Annotated in this window: 19 protein-coding genes; 10 read left to right on the forward strand and 9 right to left on the reverse strand. The window is 60.0% G+C overall.

Going from position 1 to position 18,762, the window contains the following annotated elements:
• Positions 1-159: 159 nt before the first annotated feature.
• Genes QK293_RS05915 through QK293_RS05940 form a run of 6 tightly spaced genes read left to right on the forward strand, consistent with a single transcriptional unit; the run spans position 160 to position 4,770 of the window.
• On the forward strand, positions 160-333 hold the full coding sequence (locus tag QK293_RS05915; protein ID WP_282376174.1) for a lipoprotein: 174 nt from the start codon (positions 160-162) through the stop codon (positions 331-333).
• Between the two features lie 9 nt (positions 334-342).
• Positions 343-1,590 (forward strand): diaminopimelate decarboxylase, encoded by a 1,248-nt coding sequence (gene lysA / locus QK293_RS05920; protein WP_282376175.1) that lies wholly within the window; start codon positions 343-345, stop codon positions 1,588-1,590.
• 4 nt (positions 1,591-1,594) lie between these two features.
• Positions 1,595-2,425, forward strand: coding sequence for a diaminopimelate epimerase (dapF, locus tag QK293_RS05925; protein WP_282376176.1), 831 nt, complete (start codon positions 1,595-1,597; stop codon positions 2,423-2,425).
• A 13-nt stretch (positions 2,426-2,438) separates the two neighbouring features.
• On the forward strand, positions 2,439-3,164 hold the full coding sequence (locus QK293_RS05930) for a DUF484 family protein (RefSeq protein WP_282376177.1): 726 nt from the start codon (positions 2,439-2,441) through the stop codon (positions 3,162-3,164).
• A gap of 2 nt (positions 3,165-3,166) precedes the next feature.
• Positions 3,167-4,066: a tyrosine recombinase XerC gene (gene xerC / locus QK293_RS05935; RefSeq protein WP_282376178.1), complete on the forward strand. Its 900-nt coding sequence runs from the start codon at positions 3,167-3,169 to the stop codon at positions 4,064-4,066.
• Positions 4,063-4,770, forward strand: coding sequence for an HAD family hydrolase (locus QK293_RS05940; protein ID WP_282376180.1), 708 nt, complete (start codon positions 4,063-4,065; stop codon positions 4,768-4,770). The genes xerC and QK293_RS05940 overlap by 4 nt, the downstream gene beginning before the upstream one ends.
• Positions 4,771-4,845: 75 nt before the next feature.
• Here the strand turns inward: QK293_RS05940 and sutA are convergent, their stop codons facing one another.
• The 4 genes from sutA to glnK all read right to left on the reverse strand — a co-directional run bounded on the left by sutA (position 4,846) and on the right by glnK (position 7,619).
• Positions 4,846-5,166: a transcriptional regulator SutA gene (gene sutA, locus QK293_RS05945; RefSeq protein ID WP_282376182.1), complete on the reverse strand. Its 321-nt coding sequence runs from the start codon at positions 5,164-5,166 to the stop codon at positions 4,846-4,848.
• A gap of 101 nt (positions 5,167-5,267) precedes the next feature.
• Complete coding sequence (locus QK293_RS05950; protein WP_282376183.1) at positions 5,268-5,693, reverse strand: secondary thiamine-phosphate synthase enzyme YjbQ; 426 nt, start codon at positions 5,691-5,693, stop codon at positions 5,268-5,270.
• 214 nt (positions 5,694-5,907) lie between these two features.
• Complete coding sequence (locus tag QK293_RS05955; RefSeq protein ID WP_282376184.1) at positions 5,908-7,245, reverse strand: ammonium transporter; 1,338 nt, start codon at positions 7,243-7,245, stop codon at positions 5,908-5,910.
• Positions 7,246-7,280: 35 nt separating this feature from the next.
• Entirely contained in the window at positions 7,281-7,619 is a 339-nt protein-coding gene (glnK, locus tag QK293_RS05960) for a P-II family nitrogen regulator (protein WP_002555808.1), read from the reverse strand.
• Between the two features lie 418 nt (positions 7,620-8,037).
• On the opposite strand from glnK, the gene QK293_RS05965 reads away from it, so the two are divergent.
• Together QK293_RS05965 and QK293_RS05970 are read left to right on the forward strand one after the other, a co-directional pair.
• A complete protein-coding gene (locus tag QK293_RS05965) occupies positions 8,038-8,298 on the forward strand; it encodes an accessory factor UbiK family protein (protein WP_282376185.1) in 261 nt (86 codons plus the stop codon).
• Positions 8,299-8,739: 441 nt separating this feature from the next.
• Positions 8,740-9,261 (forward strand): Bro-N domain-containing protein, encoded by a 522-nt coding sequence (locus QK293_RS05970; protein WP_282376186.1) that lies wholly within the window; start codon positions 8,740-8,742, stop codon positions 9,259-9,261.
• Between the two features lie 52 nt (positions 9,262-9,313).
• On the opposite strand, the gene QK293_RS05975 is transcribed toward QK293_RS05970, so the two are convergent.
• Together QK293_RS05975 and QK293_RS05980 are read right to left on the reverse strand one after the other, a co-directional pair.
• A complete protein-coding gene (locus tag QK293_RS05975) occupies positions 9,314-9,619 on the reverse strand; it encodes a HigA family addiction module antitoxin (protein WP_030129123.1) in 306 nt (101 codons plus the stop codon).
• Positions 9,620-9,627: 8 nt separating this feature from the next.
• Entirely contained in the window at positions 9,628-9,906 is a 279-nt protein-coding gene (locus QK293_RS05980; RefSeq protein ID WP_150631401.1) for a type II toxin-antitoxin system RelE/ParE family toxin, read from the reverse strand.
• 772 nt (positions 9,907-10,678) lie between these two features.
• On the opposite strand from QK293_RS05980, the gene QK293_RS05985 reads away from it, so the two are divergent.
• Complete coding sequence (locus QK293_RS05985; protein ID WP_282376189.1) at positions 10,679-12,172, forward strand: YifB family Mg chelatase-like AAA ATPase; 1,494 nt, start codon at positions 10,679-10,681, stop codon at positions 12,170-12,172.
• Between the two features lie 111 nt (positions 12,173-12,283).
• On the opposite strand, the gene QK293_RS05990 is transcribed toward QK293_RS05985, so the two are convergent.
• Both QK293_RS05990 and QK293_RS05995 read right to left on the reverse strand, forming a co-directional pair.
• Positions 12,284-14,260, reverse strand: coding sequence for a methyl-accepting chemotaxis protein (locus QK293_RS05990; protein WP_282376190.1), 1,977 nt, complete (start codon positions 14,258-14,260; stop codon positions 12,284-12,286).
• 182 nt (positions 14,261-14,442) lie between these two features.
• Positions 14,443-15,363, reverse strand: coding sequence for a LysR substrate-binding domain-containing protein (locus QK293_RS05995; RefSeq protein WP_282376191.1), 921 nt, complete (start codon positions 15,361-15,363; stop codon positions 14,443-14,445).
• 176 nt (positions 15,364-15,539) lie between these two features.
• Here QK293_RS05995 and QK293_RS06000 point away from each other — a divergent pair, with 176 nt between their 5' ends.
• A complete protein-coding gene (locus QK293_RS06000; RefSeq protein WP_282376192.1) occupies positions 15,540-16,937 on the forward strand; it encodes a NorM family multidrug efflux MATE transporter in 1,398 nt (465 codons plus the stop codon).
• A 109-nt stretch (positions 16,938-17,046) separates the two neighbouring features.
• On the opposite strand, the gene QK293_RS06005 is transcribed toward QK293_RS06000, so the two are convergent.
• On the reverse strand, positions 17,047-18,720 hold the full coding sequence (locus QK293_RS06005; protein ID WP_282376193.1) for a bifunctional diguanylate cyclase/phosphodiesterase: 1,674 nt from the start codon (positions 18,718-18,720) through the stop codon (positions 17,047-17,049).
• Positions 18,721-18,762: the final 42 nt, after the last annotated feature.

Here is an 18,762-nt window from a genome sequence, read left to right on the forward strand (position 1 = left end):
ACCAAGGGCCCGACAGCGTTACGAAATATCCGTGTACGGTGCAGGACAAGTTACCGCGCTACGGTCCAAGCCCCGCCGGACGGGAGCCCCGTCGCATAGGCAAGCTGCCGGGTGGCCGGTATACTCCGGCGCAATTAATGCATTTTCAAGGATTTCGCCATGAAGCGCCTGATCTCGTCCCTTGCTGCGCTCGCCGCGGTTGCCTGCCTTGTGTCGGCCTGTGGTCAAAAAGGCCCGCTGTACCTGCCCGATGACAGCCAGGACCCTGCAGAGCAGGCCAAGTCGTCGCAAAAACAGCCTGCATCCAAATCGCACAAGCACGACGTCTACTAAGGGAACGCCATGGACGCTTTTAACTACCGTGGCGGGGAGCTGTTCGCGGAACGTGTTGCCCTGTCCGCCATCGCTCAACGCTTTGGCACACCGACCTACGTCTACTCCCGCGCCCACATCGAAGCCCAGTACCTGGCTTTTGCCGATGCACTGGCCGGCATGCCGCACCTGGTCTGCTTTGCGGTCAAGGCCAACTCCAACCTGGGTGTACTGAACGTCCTGGCGCGTCTGGGCGCCGGTTTTGACATCGTCTCCCGTGGTGAGCTGGAACGCGTACTGGCCGCTGGTGGCAGCGCCGACAAGATCGTGTTCTCCGGTGTCGGCAAGACCCGTGACGACATGCGTCGTGCCCTGGAAGTCGGCGTGCACTGCTTCAACGTCGAATCCACCGATGAGCTGGAACGTTTGCAAGTCGTCGCCGCCGAGCTGGGCGTTCGCGCACCGATCTCGCTGCGCGTGAACCCGGATGTCGATGCCGGCACCCACCCGTACATTTCCACCGGTCTTAAAGAGAACAAGTTCGGCATCGCCATCGCCGACGCCGAAGACGTGTACATCCGTGCCGCCCAGTTGCCTAACCTGGAAGTGGTTGGCGTCGATTGCCACATCGGTTCGCAACTGACCACCCTGGCGCCATTCATCGATGCCCTCGACCGCCTGCTGGGCCTGGTCGACCGTCTCGGCGATTGCGGCATTTACCTGCGCCATATCGATCTCGGTGGTGGCCTGGGTGTGCGTTATCGCGATGAAGAGCCGCCATTGGCTGCCGACTACATCAAAGCCGTGCGCGAGCGTCTCGACGGCCGTGACCTGGCGCTGGTGTTCGAGCCGGGCCGCTTTATCGTCGCCAACGCCGGCGTGTTGCTGACCCAGGTCGAGTACCTCAAGCACACCGAACACAAAGACTTTGCCATCGTCGACGCGGCCATGAACGACCTGATCCGCCCGGCGCTGTACCAGGCCTGGATGGACGTCACCGCCGTGCGCCCGCGCAATACCGCTGCCCGTGCCTACGACATCGTCGGGCCGATCTGCGAGACCGGCGACTTCCTGGCCAAGGACCGTCAGCTGGCCCTGGAAGAAGGCGATCTGCTGGCCGTGCATTCGGCCGGTGCCTACGGGTTTGTCATGAGTTCCAACTACAACACCCGCGGTCGTGCCGCTGAAGTGTTGGTGGACGGTGATCAGGCATTTGAAGTGCGTCGCCGTGAGACGGTAGCCGAGTTGTTTGCTGGCGAAAGCCTGCTGCCGGAGTAAAACCATGCTGCTGCGTTTTACCAAGATGCACGGCCTGGGCAATGATTTCATGGTCCTCGACCTGGTCAGCCAGCACGCGCACATCCTGCCCAAACACGCAAAGCTTTGGGGCGATCGGCATACGGGTATCGGTTTCGACCAGTTGCTGATCGTCGAAGCGCCCAGCAACCCGGACGTGGATTTCCGCTATCGGATCTTCAACGCCGACGGCTCCGAAGTGGAACAGTGCGGCAACGGTGCACGCTGCTTCGCGCGCTTCGTGCTCGACAAGCGCCTGACCGCGAAACGGCTGATCCGCGTCGAGACCAAAAGTGGCATCATCGAACTGGATATCCGCAGCGACGGGCAGATCGGTGTCAACATGGGCGCACCGCGCCTGGTACCGGCCGACATTCCGTTCGACGCGCCGGAACAGGCCCTGAGTTATCAGGTTGACGTCGACGGCACTGCGGTCGAACTGGCCGCCGTGTCCATGGGCAACCCCCATGCCGTGCTACGGGTCAGCGATATCAACAACGCGCCGGTGCATGAACTGGGGCCGAAAATCGAAAATCATCCGCGCTTCCCGGCGCGGGTCAATGTCGGTTTTCTTCAGGTCATCGACCGGAACCGTGCGCAGCTGCGCGTTTGGGAACGCGGGGCCGGGGAAACCCAGGCGTGCGGAACCGGCGCTTGCGCTGCCGCAGTGGCCGCGATCAGCCAGGGGTGGATGGATTCGCCGCTATTGATCGACCTGCCCGGCGGGCGTTTGTCCATTGAATGGGCAGGCCCTGGCCAACCGGTCATGATGACCGGCCCGGCAGTGCGCGTATATGAAGGACAGGTGCGTCTTTGAGTGAGTTAAATCCATGACCGATAAGCCCCAGGTTCCCGCCCTACAGCCCGACGAATCCTCTTCCGAAAGCCTTGAGGCGGCGGCGATTGCCGCGTACCTGGAGGCTCATCCGGATTTCTTCGTCGAGCATGAAGAACTGCTCGCAACCTTGCGCATTCCGCACCAGCGCGGCGACACCATTTCGCTGGTCGAACGCCAGATGACCATCCTGCGCGACCGCAATATCGAGTTGCGTCATCGCCTCTCGCATTTGATGGACGTGGCCCGCGACAACGACCGCCTCTTCGACAAGACCCGCCGCCTGATTCTCGCGCTGATGGACGCCACCAGCCTGGAAGATGTGGTGATCAGCGTCGAAGACAGTCTGCGCCAGGACTTCCAGGTGCCCTTTGTCAGCCTGATTCTGCTGGGTGACAATCCCATGCCGGTGGGCCGCTGGGTGACCCATGCCGACGCGCAAACGGCCATCGGCGGCTTGCTCTCCGAAGACAAAAGCGTCAGCGGCAGCCTGCGTGAACATGAACTGGACTTCCTGTTTGGCGAAGAACAGCGCAAGCAGATTGGTTCCACCGCCGTCGTCGCCATCAGCTACCAGGGCATCCACGGCGTCCTGGCCATCGCCAGCCGCGACCCGCAGCACTACAAGAGCTCGGTGGGCACGCTATTTCTCAGCTACATCGCCGAAGTGATGGGCCGCGTGCTGCCGCGGGTCAACAGCTCCCTGCGCTCGGTACGCTGACCATGGAACGGCAACTGGACGCTTACTGCGAACACCTGCGCAGTGAGCGACAGGTGTCGCCCCATACGCTGTACGCCTACCGCCGCGACCTCGACAAAGTGCTGGGCTGGTGCGTCAAACAGAACATCAGCAGTTGGGCCGCCCTGGACATCCAGCGCCTGCGCAGCCTGGTCGCACGCCTGCATTCACAGGGTCAATCGTCCCGCAGCTTGGCGCGTTTACTGTCGGCAGTGCGTGGGCTCTATCACTACCTCAACCGCGAAGGCCTTTGCGATCACGACCCGGCCAACGGCCTGGCGCCGCCGAAGGGCGAACGTCGGCTGCCAAAAACCCTCGACACCGACCGCGCGCTGCAACTGCTTGAGGGCGCGGTGGAAGATGATTTCCTGGCGCGTCGGGATCAGGCGATTCTGGAGCTGTTCTATTCCTCAGGTTTGCGCCTTTCGGAACTGACCGGGCTCAATCTGGATCAGCTGGACCTGGCCGATGGCATGGTTCAAGTGCTCGGCAAGGGCAGCAAGACCCGACTGCTGCCGGTCGGCAAGAAAGCACGCGAAGCGCTGGAGTTGTGGCTGCCGCTACGGGCCATGAGCAACCCGGCGGACGACGCGGTGTTTGTCAGCCAGCAAGGCCGGCGCCTCGGCCCTAGGGCGATTCAGGTGCGGGTTAAAGCGGCTGGCGAGCGCGAACTGGGACAGAACCTGCATCCGCACATGCTGCGGCACTCCTTCGCCAGCCATTTGCTGGAGTCCTCCCAGGACTTGCGGGCGGTTCAGGAATTGCTCGGCCACTCGGACATCAAAACCACCCAGATCTACACCCACCTGGACTTCCAGCACCTGGCGACGGTTTACGACAGCGCCCATCCAAGGGCCAAACGCATCAAAGGCGATGATTCATGAGAATCCAATTGATCACCTTCGACCTCGACGACACCCTGTGGGACACCGCCCCGGTGATCGTCAGCGCCGAAGCCGTATTGCGTGAATGGCTGACCGAGCATGCACCGAATCTGGGCGCCGTGCCGGTGGAGCATTTGTGGGCGATTCGCGAGCGGATCCTCAGCAGCGAACCAAGCCTCAAGCACCGCATCAGCGCCCTGCGTCGCCGAGTCTTGTTCCACGCGCTGGAAGAGGCCGGTTACGACCCGGGTCAGGCCTCAGGCCTGGCCGATCAGAGTTTTGAGGTGTTTCTGCATGCCCGGCATCAGCTGGAAATATTCCCGGAGGTGCAACCGACCCTGGAGACTCTGGCCAATCACTACGCTCTCGGCGTGGTCACCAACGGCAACGCCGATGTGCGCCGGTTAGGGCTGGCGGACTACTTCAAGTTTGCCTTGTGCGCCGAAGACATCGGCATCGGCAAGCCGGATGCGCGACTGTTTCATGAGGCGTTGCAACGGGGTGGTGCGACGGCTGAAACGGCCGTGCATATCGGCGATCATCCGGGTGACGACATTGCCGGCGCCCAGCAGGCGGGGTTGCGGGCGATCTGGTTTAACCCGGCGGGCAAGGTGTGGGAAGCGCAGAAGGCGCCGGATGCCGAGATTCGCAGTTTGACCGAGTTGCCGGCGTTGTTGGCTCGCTGGAATGCGGCTTCGGCCTGAGCTCAAGAATTTTATTTCACCCATGAAAAAGCCCGCAGCGACGGCGGGCTTTTTCAGCAAGCAAGCTGCTGGCGCTTAGATAGGCCGACTGCCGTACTTGTTGTCAGGCTTCTTGGGAGGATCGGCGACCACATTGGCCTCCACTTCCTGCACCTTACCGCCTTTGGAGAGAAACTCCTCCATGGCGCGTGCCAGAGCGTCACGCTCTTTGTTCTTGGCTTCAACGCTCGGCAGTTCATCAACCGATACCGCTGCCTTGGCTTTGCCTTTGGCGGTCGGAACGGGCGCTTCACCGCCATCGTCGTCAGCAACGTCTTCCGCTGCAGTTTCCAGACCTTCTTCGGTTTCGTCGTCGCCTACTTCGAGGTCGTCGTTTTCCAGATCATCGTCGCTCATGTTCTACCTCATGACTTGCGAAAAGCAGATTAGTTATAGCCCAGCTTCGCCATCTGTCGAAGGCCGCCGGAAAAAATTCTACAACCGCTGGTAACCACGGTTTATGCCCCTTCACCGTAGACGGTGGCGAGGACTTTACGGGCACCGCCATAATCACGGTGCTCGCCCAGATAAACGCCTTGCCAGGTTCCCAGCGCCAGTCGGCCTGCCGAAATCGGCAAACTGAGCTGACAGCCAAGTACACTGGCCTTGAAGTGCGCCGGGAGGTCGTCCAGGCCTTCGTCGTTATGCTCATAGCCGTCTGTTCCTTGTGGGATCAGACGATTGAAAAATCGTTCGAAGTCGCGACGTACCGCCGGATCGGCGTTCTCGTTGATGGTCAACGACGCCGAGGTATGCTGCAGCCACAAATGCAACAGACCGACCCGACATGCCTTGAGTTCAGGCAGGCCAGCGAGTAATTCGTCCGTTACCAGATGAAAGCCCCGGGGCCTCGCCCGCAGGGTAATCAGAGTCTGTTGCCACATACAGTTCTCCGCACGTTCGGGGCGCATTCTAGCGCGCTCTGGGAAAAAACAAAGGCCCTAATATTCCTTCAATCATGTAAGCCATTGGCCGCAGAAAAACGCTCGTCGTAAACGCCACTAAACGTGTACGAAAAAACCTTTCAGCAGTTCCTTCACTGACAAACTCCAGACAAAAAAATGCCCGGCAAGCCGGGCAAGTTTTTTGTGCGCGTACTTACAAGTTGTAGCCGCGTTCGTTGTGAAGCGCCAAATCGATGCCGACCGCCTCTTCTTCTTCCGTGATACGCAGCCCCATGACGGCGTCCAGGACCTTGAGGATGACGAAGGTGACGATCGCGGTGTAGATCACCGTGAAGCCCACGCCTTTGCACTGAATCCAGACTTGTGCGGCGATGTCGGTGACCGTGCCGAAGCCGCCCAGCGATGGTGCAGCGAAGACACCGGTCAGGATCGCGCCGAGGATACCGCCGATGCCGTGCACACCGAAGGCGTCCAGGGAGTCGTCATAACCGAGTTTGCGTTTCAGGGTGGTGGCGCAGAAGAAGCACACCACGCCGGCTGCCAGGCCGATGACCAGAGCACCCATCGGGCCTACGGTGCCAGCGGCTGGTGTGATTGCAACCAGACCGGCCACAACACCCGAAGCGATACCCAGAGCACTTGGTTTGCCGTGAGTGATCCACTCGGCGAACATCCAGCCCAATGCAGCGGCGGCGGTTGCGATCTGGGTCACCAGCATCGCCATACCGGCAGTGCCGTTGGCCGCAGCAGCGGAACCGGCGTTGAAGCCGAACCAACCAACCCACAACATTGCAGCACCCATCAGGGTGTAACCGAGGTTGTGCGGCGCCATCGGAGTGGTCGGGAAGCCTTTGCGTTTGCCCAGTACCAGGCAGGCAATCAGACCGGCTACACCGGCGTTGATGTGCACCACGGTGCCGCCGGCGAAGTCCAGCACGCCCCAGTCCCACATCAGGCCGCCGTTACCGGACCAGACCATGTGCGCGATTGGTGCATAAACCAGGGTGAACCAAATGCCCATGAAGATCAGCATGGCGGAGAACTTCATCCGCTCGGCGAAAGCACCGACGATCAACGCTGGGGTGATGATGGCGAACGTCATCTGGAAGGTAATGAAGACCGCCTCGGGGAACAGCGCCGCGGGACCGGTCAGGCTCGATGGCGTGACACCGGCGAGAAACGCCTTGCCCATGCCGCCGAAGAATGAGTTGAAGTTGACGACGCCCTGTTCCATGCCGGTGGTGTCGAACGCGATGCTGTAGCCATAAATGACCCACAGAATGCTGATCAGACCGGTAATGGCGAAGCACTGCATCATCACGGAAAGAATGTTTTTGGAGCGAACCATGCCGCCGTAGAACAGCGCGAGGCCGGGAATGGTCATGAACAGCACGAGGGCTGTCGAGGTCATCATCCAGGCAGTGTCGCCGGAGTTGAGGACTGGGGCTGCCACTTCGTCTGCCGCCATAGCCAGGCTGGGCATTACGAGGGACAACAGGGCTCCTAGCCCTGCGAATTTACGCAGAGTCATATTGTTTTCTCCTGGGGCGTTGGGTTTGTGGCGGCTTAGATTGCGTCGGTATCGGTTTCGCCGGTACGGATGCGAATCGCCTGTTCCAGATTGACCACGAAGATCTTGCCGTCCCCGATCTTGCCGGTGTTGGCAGCCTTGGTTATCGCCTCGATAACCCGGTCAAGATCCTTGTCGTCAATGGCGACATCGATCTTCACCTTTGGCAGGAAATCGACCACGTATTCCGCGCCGCGGTACAGCTCGGTGTGACCCTTCTGCCGACCGAAGCCTTTGACTTCAGTAACGGTAATGCCCTGCACGCCGATCTCGGACAGCGACTCGCGTACGTCGTCCAGTTTGAACGGCTTGATGATGGCAGTGACTAGCTTCATGAAAACTCTCTCCCGAATTGGTGGACTTGCCCCAGGAAAACAAACCCGACTCAAGTCTAAGCGCAGTGCCTGGCTTTGTAACGCATCGTCGGCCTTACCTGCCCGTCCGACGCCTGCTAACCACTCCGCACGAAACACTTCCCCCGTTCCGCTTGGCGCACTGCATTCGTCACAGCGACTGCATCAGTGCATGGGTTACTACGGACTAAGCAGAAAGCTTGCCATCTCGCCAAAACCCACTGATTTCAAGCGTTTGGCCGCTGCCGCAAGCTACTTCGCTGCAATGACCCGACTGATACGCACAACAACAGTGCATTGCCGTCCGTCCGCATGCGCGAAAAGCGTGCAGCCCTGACTGCGAGATTGACTATAGACAGTGCGTGATACACTGCCCGCCATTGTTGACAGGACATTTCCCATGCTCGCACCCAAAGACTTCCTCGATGCCCTGAGCGGCACCGCCTCCCGCCTCTTCAGCGGCGACACCCCACTGCCGAAAAGCGAAATCGAAAGCCAGTTCAAGGCCCTGTTGCAGAGCGGCTTCAGCAAGCTGGATCTGGTGAGCCGGGAAGAATTCGATAGCCAGATGGTCGTGCTGGCACGGACGCGGGCACGGTTGGAAAGTCTTGAGGCGAAAGTGGCGGAGCTTGAGGTGAAGCTCAATCCGCCGACCGAATAACACCTCCGATCAACTGTGGGAGCGAGCTTGCTCGCGATAAGGGTCGCCTCAGTCTTCCAGCCATCCCACACTGGACCGACCACTCCTGTAGGAGCTGCCGAAGGCTGCGATCTTTTGATCTTCCGCCCCGCCACTATCTCGGCAACGTCCTACAAAGATCACACCGTCGTCCGATTGCGCCACAAAGCCCCGGTTCCTAAGCTCACCCAATGCTGAATGTTCAGCACTGGGTTTGGCGACCCGGATAGCATGTGACGCACCGCAACCACGTTCGACTCTGGGCATTATTCCCCTCTCGAATTATGGCGGCTGGGCGTGGGAGACCTTCGGGTCTGCCGGTTTTTCGCATGCACCGGTTCGCCAACCCGCGCACAGCTGCCACCCTTTTCGTTTGGCGACGATCAGCGGCAGTTTCCTTCATGCGAGTTTGAGTGATGCTCTATGGACGACAACTATCTGATCCCACACACCTTCACCCGCCACAAACTCCACCTCCACGCCCTCCTCCTGGAAAACCAGGCCTGGTTCAGCGCACGCGACCTCGGCCGATTGCTCAGACTATTCCTCGACGAACGAGCACTACGCAAACTCGATTCCGACCAGCGCCAATCTGTGCGAATGCTCATCCACGGCACGGTAGAAGACACACTGCTGATCAGCGAATCCGGCGTCTATGCATTACTGGTCTACCACTACTGCCCCGAACACCGAGGCCTGCGCGAATGGCTGACCCACGACGTAGTGCCAGCCCTCAGAGATGCCCAACAGCCAACGTCAACCGAACGCCCGATCCTGAGCCTGTTGAACTGGCCAGAGATGTCGCTGAGTTTGCTGCACTGGAATAACCAACCGTGGATTCGCTTGCAGGATGTTCCGCACATGCTGGCGGATAGTGAACGGCCGCAGCCTGCGGCCAATGCACCGTGGTGGAAGCGTGCTTCCCGAATACTCCAGGCATTCTGAACGACAAAAAAAACCCCACGTTATAGCGTGGGGTTCGTTCAGGAATTGAGGATCAGGCGCAGTGCGGAAGCCGCTCAACCTGATCCCGGATCGCTGCCCCTCGCTCAATCTCGGCTTTGCGCAAATCGTAAGTCGATTGCAGGTTCAGCCAAAATTCCGGGGTCGTGTCCAGACAGATAGATAGCCTTAGAGCCATATCAGCGCTGACACCCCGACGCTGGAGCACGATGTCGTTCACCGTTGGTGTCGAAACGCTCAATGCTCTAGCCAAGGCTGCCGCCGTAAGGCTCAGAGGCTCCAGGTATTCCTCTTTGAGGATCTCGCCGGGGTGAACCGGGCGCATACCATTCTTAGTCATTACTCACCTCAGTGATAATCGACGATTTCGACATTCTCTGGCCCGTTAAGACCCCAAACAAAGCAAATTCGCCATTGAGCGTTGATACGGATGCTGTGCTGACCTTTTCGGTTTCCCCCCAATGCCTCCAAGCGATTACCCGGCGGTGATCGAAGGTCAATCAGTACGGCAGCAGCATCAAGCATCGTCAGCTTTCGTTCCACGACACTCAGAATGGCTGACCACATACGGGTCTTACCATTGCGAAACAGGTACTCGGTCTCAGAACACTTAAAGCTAACGATCATAATTTAAAGCTTAACGTTATGCATTAATCTTGAGTGTATAACCTGAATTCACTTATGCAAATGCGCCAATGCGACTCTTGGCCACCCCTTCAAAGCTTTAGGAAAAGGACTACCAAGGGCCTTCAGAACTCCTTCCAAACCAAGACGCTTCCTACAAAAAGGAGCACCAATTCTCATTGCATCACTACCGCGCTCACCTCTTAAGCTGACCGACCTGTAAAACCATCTTCAATCCAAAAGAGATCGCTATGAAACCCGGAAAACGAAAAGCCAAACTGCTACTCATCGCTGGATATCATGCGGAGGCACTCCGGCTGGCCGGGAACGTATCAGCCACTCAACGTCGCTTTTTTGAGGTTGCTGCGGCTCGCGGTAAAGAATTGGAGCCAAGCGGCTGGCTCGCCGGTTACAGAGCACCCGCTACGCCTGATTCGACAACAAAAGGTGAACAACCTCAGCACCATGAGTGTATTCACTAAGGACGCAGGCCTTGGCCTCCCCGAAATCTGCACACAAAAAACCGCTTCCTCAAGGCGGTTTTTTTTCGCCTTCGATTCAGCTTTCGCCACCGTCCTTCATAGATCCAGGCAACGTCCTACAACAACCTCATCCCGCGACTGATTACGTCGCAAATCCCCACTCCCTTACGCTTCACCCATCAGAAAGACACTCGCAACATCCTGCGAAAATTTGGCGCCTGCGCCATTACGCGCCCCCGACTACCCTTCAAAAAACCGCAGGAAGCGGTTCCCGTAAAGCTCAAGGAACGACTATGTCACTCTCCATCGTTCACAGCCGCGCCCAGATTGGCGTGGATGCGCCCGCCGTTACCGTAGAAGTCCATCTGGCCAACGGTTTGCCGTCATTGACGATGGTTGGTTTACCCGAAGCGGCAGTAAAGGAAAGCAAGGACCGGGTACGTAGCGCGATCATCAATTCAGGCCTGCAATTTCCAGCGCGGCGCATCACGCTGAATCTCGCGCCTGCGGACTTACCGAAGGATGGCGGACGGTTTGATCTGGCGATTGCCTTGGGGATTCTGTCCGCCAGTGTGCAGGTGCCAACGTTGACGCTGGATGACATTGAATGCCTGGGAGAGTTGGCGTTGTCAGGCGCGGTACGTGCCGTGAGAGGCGTGTTGCCGGCTGCGCTGGCCGCACGCAAGGCCGGACGCTCGCTGATGGTGCCGCGGGCGAACGCCGAAGAGGCGTGCCTGGCGTCGGGGTTGAAGGTGTTTGCCGTGGATCACCTGCTGGAAGCCGTTGCGCACTTCAATGGACATACGCCAGTCGAGCCCTACGTTTCCAACGGGTTGCTCTATGCAAGTAAACCCTATCCGGACTTGAATGAAGTGCAGGGGCAAATCTCGGCCAAGCGCGCATTGCTGATTGCGGCGGCTGGAGCTCATAACCTGCTGTTTAGCGGACCGCCGGGGACCGGGAAAACACTGTTGGCGAGTCGGTTACCGGGGCTGCTTCCCCCGTTAGCCGAAAACGAGGCGCTGGAAGTCGCTGCCATTCAATCCGTCACCAGTTGCGTGCCCTTGAGCCACTGGCCGCAAAGACCATTCCGCCAACCCCATCACTCGGCCTCCGGCCCGGCGTTGGTGGGCGGCGGTTCGAAGCCGCAACCCGGCGAAATCACCCTCGCCCATCATGGCGTGCTGTTCCTCGACGAACTTCCGGAATTCGATCGCAAGGTGTTGGAGGTTTTAAGGGAGCCGCTGGAGTCCGGCCACATCGTGATTTCCCGCGCCAAGGATCGCGTGAGGTTTCCGGCGCGCTTTCAATTGGTGGCCGCGATGAACCCGTGTCCCTGTGGATATCTTGGCGAACCCAGCGGCAAATGCAGTTGTACACCGGATATGGTCCAGCGTTATCGCAACAAATTGTCTGGGCCGCTGCTGGATCGGATCGACCTGCACCTGACCGTCGCTCGGGAGGCCACAGCGTTGAATCCTGCGCTCAAACCCGGAGATGACACGGCAACCGCCGCGCTGCTGGTCGCCGACGCCAGGGAGCGCCAACACAAGCGCCAAGGCTGCGCAAATGCCTTCCTTGATCTGCCGGGACTGCGCCGGCACTGCAAGTTATCCACCGCCGACGAAACCTGGCTGGAAACTGCGTGTGAGCGACTGACACTGTCGCTGAGGTCGGCGCATCGGCTGCTGAAGGTAGCGCGGACGCTGGCCGACCTTGAGCAAGTCGATGCCATTACCCGGGAACACCTCGCCGAAGCGTTGCAGTATCGACCATCGACTCAGTAAGTGAGTAAACGAGTCGCCCCCCTTCGCGAGCAGGATCGCCGCCTCAAGAATGGTGGTCAACCAATCTCTGTGGGAGCGTGGCTTGCCCGCGAAGGCGGCTTCGAAGACGCCTCAACGAAACCGGTCGACCTCCGCTCGCAACTCCGCAGCCAGGCTTTCCAGCTCTTTAGCCGTGACGGCCAGATTCGATACCACTTCACGCTGCTCGCTGTTGGCCAGCGCAATGCTCTGCAGATTGCTGCTGAGCAATGTCGCGGTGCTGCTCTGCTCCTGCGTCGCCGTGGTAATCGCCGCGAATTGCTGCCCGGCAGAACGGCTTTGCTCATCAATCCGCGCCAGCGCCGAAGCGACGTTGGCGTTGCGCGACAGGCCTTCCTGCATCAACACGTTGCCCTGCTCCATAGTGCTGATGGCATTGCCAGTTTCCTGCTGAATGCTTTGGATCATGCCGGAAATTTCGTCAGTCGCTTTGCGAGTGCGTGAAGCCAGGTTGCGAACTTCATCGGCCACCACCGCAAAACCACGACCCTGCTCGCCGGCACGAGCGGCTTCGATGGCGGCGTTGAGCGCCAGGAGGTTGGTTTGATCGGCAATCGAAGTAATCACACCGACAATGCCACCGATTTCCTGGGAGCGCTGACCCAAGGTATTGATCACCGTCGCCGTGCTTTGAAGCGCGCCGGCGATTTGCTCAAGAGACGAGGACGCTTCGTCCATCGACGTACGACCGATCTGGGTTTGCTGTGCGTTTTCCTGAGCCAGACGCTGGGTGCTGCCCATGTTGTCGGCAATGTTCAGGGAGGTGGCGCTGAATTCTTCCACGGCGCCAGCCATGCTGGTGATTTCGCCCGACTGCTGCTCCATCCCTTCATAGGCACCGCCGGACAGACCGGACAAGGCCTGGGCACGGCTGTTGACCTCTTGCGAAGCTTTGCGGATGTGCTCGACCATGGTCGACAAAGCTTGGCTCATCTGGTTGAAAGCGCGGGCCAGCTGACCGATCTCGTCGTTGCTCGACACGTTCAGCCGCACGCTCAAATCACCGGCACCCAAGGCTTCAGCCTGACGCACCAAATCACCCAGCGGCGCGAGTTTGCTGCGCAACAGCCAGACTGCCGAGCCCACAGCGATCAACATCGCCAGCAGACTGCCAATCGCCAATTGAATACCGACACTCCAGGTCACGGCACGGATTTCGGTTTTCGGCATACTCGCCACCACCGACCATGGGCCGCCTTCAAACGGTACGGCAATGCTGTAGAAATCTTCGAACTTGTCGCTCCAGAACTCGCCCTTGCCCGGCGTCTTCGCCAACCCAACGATGCTCGGAGTCGCCTGATCCAGCGCTTGTACACCCGCTATCGGCACCAGCCATTTGTTCTGTTCATCCAGCAGCGCCAGGGAACCGGTCTGGCCGATACGGAAGCGCTTGAGGTTGGCGAACTGCGCGTTCTGCGCGTCGGTGTAGTCGAATCCTACGAACAGGACGGCGATCACCTTACCGCTGCTGTCGCGTACGGGGGTGTACTGAGTCATGTAGGAGCGCTCGAACAGCAAGGCACGACCGACATAGCTCTGCCCCGCCATCAAACGGGCATAGGCCGGGTTAGCGTGATCGAGCAGCGTGCCGATGGCCCGGTTGCCGTCCTGTTTGCTAAGTGAGGTGCTGACCCGAATAAAGTCTTCGCCGCTGCGCACGAACACCGTCGCAACGCCCGCCGTCATTTGCTTGAACTCGTCCACTTCCTTGAAGTTGTTGTTCAACACTTCGCTGCCCAGGTGCAGGCCCGGGGTCTGGGTGCCCGCCACGGTCACCGGTTCGTCCGGATGCACGCTCAGCCCCGCGCTGAAGCGCTTCTCGAACAAACCGGCCAGGCGCTGGGTACTTTCACGCAACGTGCCGTGAAAGGTACTCAACTGATCGGCCAGCAACCGGGCTTCACTGGCCAGGTGCTCTTCGCGGGTGGCGAGATTGGCGGTGTCCAGCGAACGCAGGGCGAACACGGTACTGCCGCTGATGACAATCGCCAGTATCACGGCAAGCGCAAGACCAAGCTGTGAGGCGATCCGGGCACGAGGTTGGGACATGACAGCTCCTGGCCGAGTGACCGGATCATCCTGATCACGACGCACACTCAGCAAAATTTCTAATGGGAATTACGTCGAACCTGCACGAAGGTTCCACCTGCAGACTTTCGGCGGCAAACCTGAATACTTGAGTAATTAACCGGGATATGGCTCAAGGCCGCCATTGCGGCGGCTCTATCGATTCAGCTCAAGTGCTCGACGTCCGGTAACTCCATGGCGCGAACTTCGCCTTGGAGGAAATCGCTGAGCCTGCGCAAACGTTCACCTCCGGGGCGTGTTTTCGGCCAGACGAGGTAATAATTCTCACCGCTGGCGACGGCCGTCGGCCACGGCAGACTCAGACGTCCCTGCGCCACATCCTCCGCCACCATCAGCAGATCGCCCATGGACACGCCGTAGCCTCGGGCGGCGGCGATCATGCCCAGCTCCAGCGTGTCGAACACCTGCCCGCCCTTGAGTGACACCTGGTCCGCCAGCCCCATGCGTTCCAGCCAGCTGCGCCAGTCACGACGATCCGGCGTCGGGTGCAGCAGTTCGGCATTGGCCAGTCGCGCGACATCCCACGGCTGATCCTGCAGAAGATTCGGCGCGCCGACTGGAATCAGCTCTTCCGGGAACAGGAAACTCGCCTCCCAGTCCGGCTGAAAATGCCCGTTGCTGAGGATGACGGCGCAGTCGAACGGTTCATGGTTGAAGTCCACCGAGTCGACGTCCATCCAGGCGCTGGTCAATTGCACCTCATTGCCTGGTTGTAGGTGCCGAAAGCGGCTGAGCCGTGCCAGCAGCCAACGCATGGTCAGGGTCGACGGCGCTTTCATGCGCAGAATGTCATCCTCGGCGCGCAAGGTACTGCAGGCCCGCTCCAGCGCGGTGAAGCCTTCACGAATGCCCGGCAGGATCAGCCGCGCCGATTCGGTCAATTGCAGATTGCGCCCGCTGCGGTGAAACAGCCGACAGGCAAAATGGTCTTCGAGCGTACGAATATGTCGGCTGACCGCACTTTGAGTGATCGATAATTCTTCGGCTGCACGGGTAAACGAGCTGTGCCGAGCCGCCGCTTCGAATGCGCGCAGGGCATACAAGGGAGGAAGACGACGGGACATTCGGAAACCTCCTATAGCGGGATTCGGTCACCCTAGCAGAAACTCTCCAGCATGAGTTTGAATCATGCCACCCATCCTTTTTATCCCTTTGTGCAAACCCCGTAGAGCGCCGAGAATCGACGCCTTCCTGTCCTCTTTGGCTTTCCTTTTCTCTTTAAGAGCGGAGCGTGACGACCATGCAGCATCCAGCACGTACCGAACTCTGGGCCATCCTGCGGCTGGCGGGGCCGTTGATTGCCTCGCAGTTGGCGCACATGCTGATGGTCCTCACCGACACCTTGATGATGGCGCGCCTGAGTCCCGAAGCGTTGGCCGGGGGTGGCCTGGGTGCGGCGACTTACTCGTTCGTGTCGATTTTCTGTATTGGCGTGATCGCCGCGGTCGGCACCCTCGTGGCAATCCGTCAGGGTGCCGGCGACATCGTCGGCGCCGCCAGGCTGACTCAGGCCGGGTTATGGCTGGCGTGGTTGATGGCGCTGGTGGCCGGGCTGCTGCTGTGGAACCTGAAACCGGTCTTGCTGCTGTTCGGCCAGACCGAAACCAACGTCCATGCGGCAGGACAGTTCCTGCTGATCCTGCCGTTCGCCCTGCCCGGCTACCTGAGCTTCATGGCCCTGCGCGGCTTCACCAGCGCCATCGGCCGGGCGACGCCGGTGATGGTGATCAGCCTGGGTGGCACCGTGGCCAACTTCGTCCTCAACTACGCGTTCATCACCGGGATGTTCGGCTTGCCAAAAATGGGCCTGGTGGGGATTGGCCTGGTCACCGCGATCGTCGCCAACCTGATGGCCGTGGCACTGGCGCTGCACATCCGTCGGCATCCGGCCTACGACGCTTATCCCTTGCGTCAGGGCCTGTCGCGGCCCAACCGTCAGTACCTTAAAGAACTGTGGCGCCTGGGCCTGCCCATCGGCGGTACCTATGCAGTGGAAGTCGGGCTGTTTGCCTTTGCGGCGCTGTGCATGGGCACCATGGGCAGTACGCAACTGGGCGCACACCAGATCGCCCTGCAAATCGTCTCGGTGGCGTTCATGGTTCCGGCGGGGCTTTCCTATGCGATCACCATGCGTATCGGTCAGCACTACGGCGCTGGGCAACTGCTGGATGCACGGCTGGCCGGACGGGTCGGGATTGCCTTTGGCGCGGCGGCGATGCTGGGCTTCGCCATGGTCTTCTGGTTGCTGCCGAATCAGCTGATCGGTTTGTTCCTGGACCACAATGACCCGGCGTTTCGCGAAGTCATCAACCTGGCCGTGAGTCTGTTGGCGGTGGCCGCGTGGTTCGAGCTGTTCGACGGCACGCAAACCATCGCCATGGGCTGCATTCGCGGGCTCAAGGATGCCAAGACGACGTTTCTGGTGGGTTTGGGCTGCTATTGGCTGATTGGCGCGCCAGCCGCCTGGTGGATGGCCTTCCATTTGGATTGGGGGCCAACGGGTGTCTGGTGGGGATTGGCGCTGGGGTTGGCGTGCGCGGCGGTGAGCCTGACGTTGGCGTTTGAGTGGAAGATGACGCGGATGATTCGGCGGGAGCCGTCGTCAGGGGCAAGCTTCCAAATCGCCCAGCCTGACTGAGATCCCTTGTAGGAGCGAGGCTTGCCCGCGAAGAGGCCATATCTGATACCACATGTGTTGAATGTCAGACCGCCTTCGCGGGCAAGCCTCGCTCCTACAGGGTCTGTGGTTAGCTCACGACTTCCAATGCGGGCTGCTGATTGCTGCCGAAGCTCAAATACTCAACCAGCTCCGTCAGCGGCAATGGCTTGCTGATCAGATATCCCTGCACCTGGTCGCAACCAAACCCGCGCAAAAGTTCCAGTTGCTCCGGCGTTTCTACGCCCTCGGCAACCACTTCAAGGTTGAGGTTGTGCGCCAGATTGATCATCGCGTGGACCAGTTTGCGATTCTCTTCGCGCTGTTCCATGCCGCCGACAAAGCTCTTGTCGATCTTCAGCAAGGTAATGGGCAAGCTGTTGAGGTGCACAAACGAAGAGAAACCGGTACCGAAGTCATCCAGCGAGAAGCGTACGCCCAGTCGCCCGAGGGCATCCATGGTCTGCTTCACCAGATCGCTGCGACGCATGACGGCGGTTTCGGTCAGTTCGAATTCCAGCCATTGCGCCTCGACGCCGCGCTCGGCAATCAACCGACTCAGCGTCGACAGTAACTGGCTGTCCTGAAACTGCCGGAACGAGAGGTTGATCGCCATGTGCAACGCCGGCAAACCCCGTTCGCGCAACGCCTGCATGTCGCGCAAGGCGCGGGAAATCACCCAGTAACCGAGCGGCACGATCAAGCCGCTATGCTCGGCCAGCGGCACGAATTCGCTGGGTGGCAGCAAGCCTCGCTCGCCATGACGCCAGCGCACCAAAGCTTCGAGGCCGACGATCTGCCCGTCCTCAAGGTTTAGGCGTGGCTGGTAATGCAGCTCCAGTTCATCCCGACGCAACGCCCGGCGCAGCTCGCTTTCGAGGTCGGCCATGCTGCGGGCATTGCGATTGATGCGTTCGTTGAAAATGTGAAAGGTGCAGCCCTGAGTGCTTTTGGCTTGTTGCATGGCGATGTGCGCGTGCCACATCAGCGGGTCGGCGCCGGCCTGGGCCCGGGCGTGGGCAATACCGAGGCTTGAGCCGATCAACAGGCTTTCGCCGTCGACCCAGTAAGGTTCGGCCAGCGCTTCGGTAATGCGTTCGGCCATCCATTCGGCGCGCTGAGGCGCGCGGCGGGTGTCGATCAGCAGGGCAAATTCATCGCTGCCCAACCGCGCCAGTTGATCGCCGGCCTCAAGCTGGCTTTTCAGCCGCGCGACCACTTGCAGAATCAGCCGGTCACCGGCCTGATGGCCGAGGGCGTCGTTGGCGTGACGGAAGTTATCGAGGTCGAGGTGACCAAGGGCCAGGCCGCGGCCGTCGTTTTCCGCCAGGCGTGCCGCCAGCAAGGTCTGGAAACCCTGACGGTTGGCGATGCCGGTCAGCGGGTCTTGCGCGGCCAGGCGTTGCAGTGTGTTTTCCAGCACGCCGCGCTCACGCACATGGCGCAGGCAACGGCGCAACATGCCGGGATCGAGCAGATCGCGCACCAGCCAGTCACTGACACCATCGGGCGGCGACAGCGGCTCATGCTCGAGCAGCAACACCGTCGGCAGGCTGCAACGGCCGGGCAAAGGCTGGAGAGCCGGGATCGTCAATAACACCGCGCTGCGGTTGTCATCAAATAGACTGCTGACCGACTCCCAGCTCGGCGCGCTGATCAGCACGGCCGAGTTCCCCATCGGAGCCAGGCACTCGCGCAACAACGCTGCCCACGCTGGCTCTTCCGCCAGTAGCAGCAAACGCAAGGGTTCGACAGGCGTAGACAAGCTAGCTCCCTAGACTCTGCAAAGATGTAGGCGACGGGCATT

This window comes from Pseudomonas sp. AL03 (genome assembly GCF_029960815.1).
GTDB lineage: Bacteria > Pseudomonadota > Gammaproteobacteria > Pseudomonadales > Pseudomonadaceae > Aquipseudomonas.

Excerpts from the sequence above, each read along its gene's own strand:
- QK293_RS05915 (WP_282376174.1), top strand. The coding sequence starts at position 160 with ATGAAGCGCCTGATCTCGTCCCTTGCTGCGCTCGCCGCGGTTGCCTGC.
- lysA (WP_282376175.1), top strand. The coding sequence starts at position 343 with ATGGACGCTTTTAACTACCGTGGCGGGGAGCTGTTCGCGGAACGTGTT.
- dapF (WP_282376176.1), top strand. The coding sequence starts at position 1,595 with ATGCTGCTGCGTTTTACCAAGATGCACGGCCTGGGCAATGATTTCATG.
- QK293_RS05930 (WP_282376177.1), top strand. The coding sequence starts at position 2,439 with ATGACCGATAAGCCCCAGGTTCCCGCCCTACAGCCCGACGAATCCTCT.
- xerC (WP_282376178.1), top strand. The coding sequence starts at position 3,167 with ATGGAACGGCAACTGGACGCTTACTGCGAACACCTGCGCAGTGAGCGA.
- QK293_RS05940 (WP_282376180.1), top strand. The coding sequence starts at position 4,063 with ATGAGAATCCAATTGATCACCTTCGACCTCGACGACACCCTGTGGGAC.
- sutA (WP_282376182.1), bottom strand. The coding sequence starts at position 5,166 with ATGAGCGACGATGATCTGGAAAACGACGACCTCGAAGTAGGCGACGAC.
- QK293_RS05950 (WP_282376183.1), bottom strand. The coding sequence starts at position 5,693 with ATGTGGCAACAGACTCTGATTACCCTGCGGGCGAGGCCCCGGGGCTTT.
- QK293_RS05955 (WP_282376184.1), bottom strand. The coding sequence starts at position 7,245 with ATGACTCTGCGTAAATTCGCAGGGCTAGGAGCCCTGTTGTCCCTCGTA.
- glnK (WP_002555808.1), bottom strand. The coding sequence starts at position 7,619 with ATGAAGCTAGTCACTGCCATCATCAAGCCGTTCAAACTGGACGACGTA.
- QK293_RS05965 (WP_282376185.1), top strand. The coding sequence starts at position 8,038 with ATGCTCGCACCCAAAGACTTCCTCGATGCCCTGAGCGGCACCGCCTCC.
- QK293_RS05970 (WP_282376186.1), top strand. The coding sequence starts at position 8,740 with ATGGACGACAACTATCTGATCCCACACACCTTCACCCGCCACAAACTC.
- QK293_RS05975 (WP_030129123.1), bottom strand. The coding sequence starts at position 9,619 with ATGACTAAGAATGGTATGCGCCCGGTTCACCCCGGCGAGATCCTCAAA.
- QK293_RS05980 (WP_150631401.1), bottom strand. The coding sequence starts at position 9,906 with ATGATCGTTAGCTTTAAGTGTTCTGAGACCGAGTACCTGTTTCGCAAT.
- QK293_RS05985 (WP_282376189.1), top strand. The coding sequence starts at position 10,679 with ATGTCACTCTCCATCGTTCACAGCCGCGCCCAGATTGGCGTGGATGCG.
- QK293_RS05990 (WP_282376190.1), bottom strand. The coding sequence starts at position 14,260 with ATGTCCCAACCTCGTGCCCGGATCGCCTCACAGCTTGGTCTTGCGCTT.
- QK293_RS05995 (WP_282376191.1), bottom strand. The coding sequence starts at position 15,363 with ATGTCCCGTCGTCTTCCTCCCTTGTATGCCCTGCGCGCATTCGAAGCG.
- QK293_RS06000 (WP_282376192.1), top strand. The coding sequence starts at position 15,540 with ATGCAGCATCCAGCACGTACCGAACTCTGGGCCATCCTGCGGCTGGCG.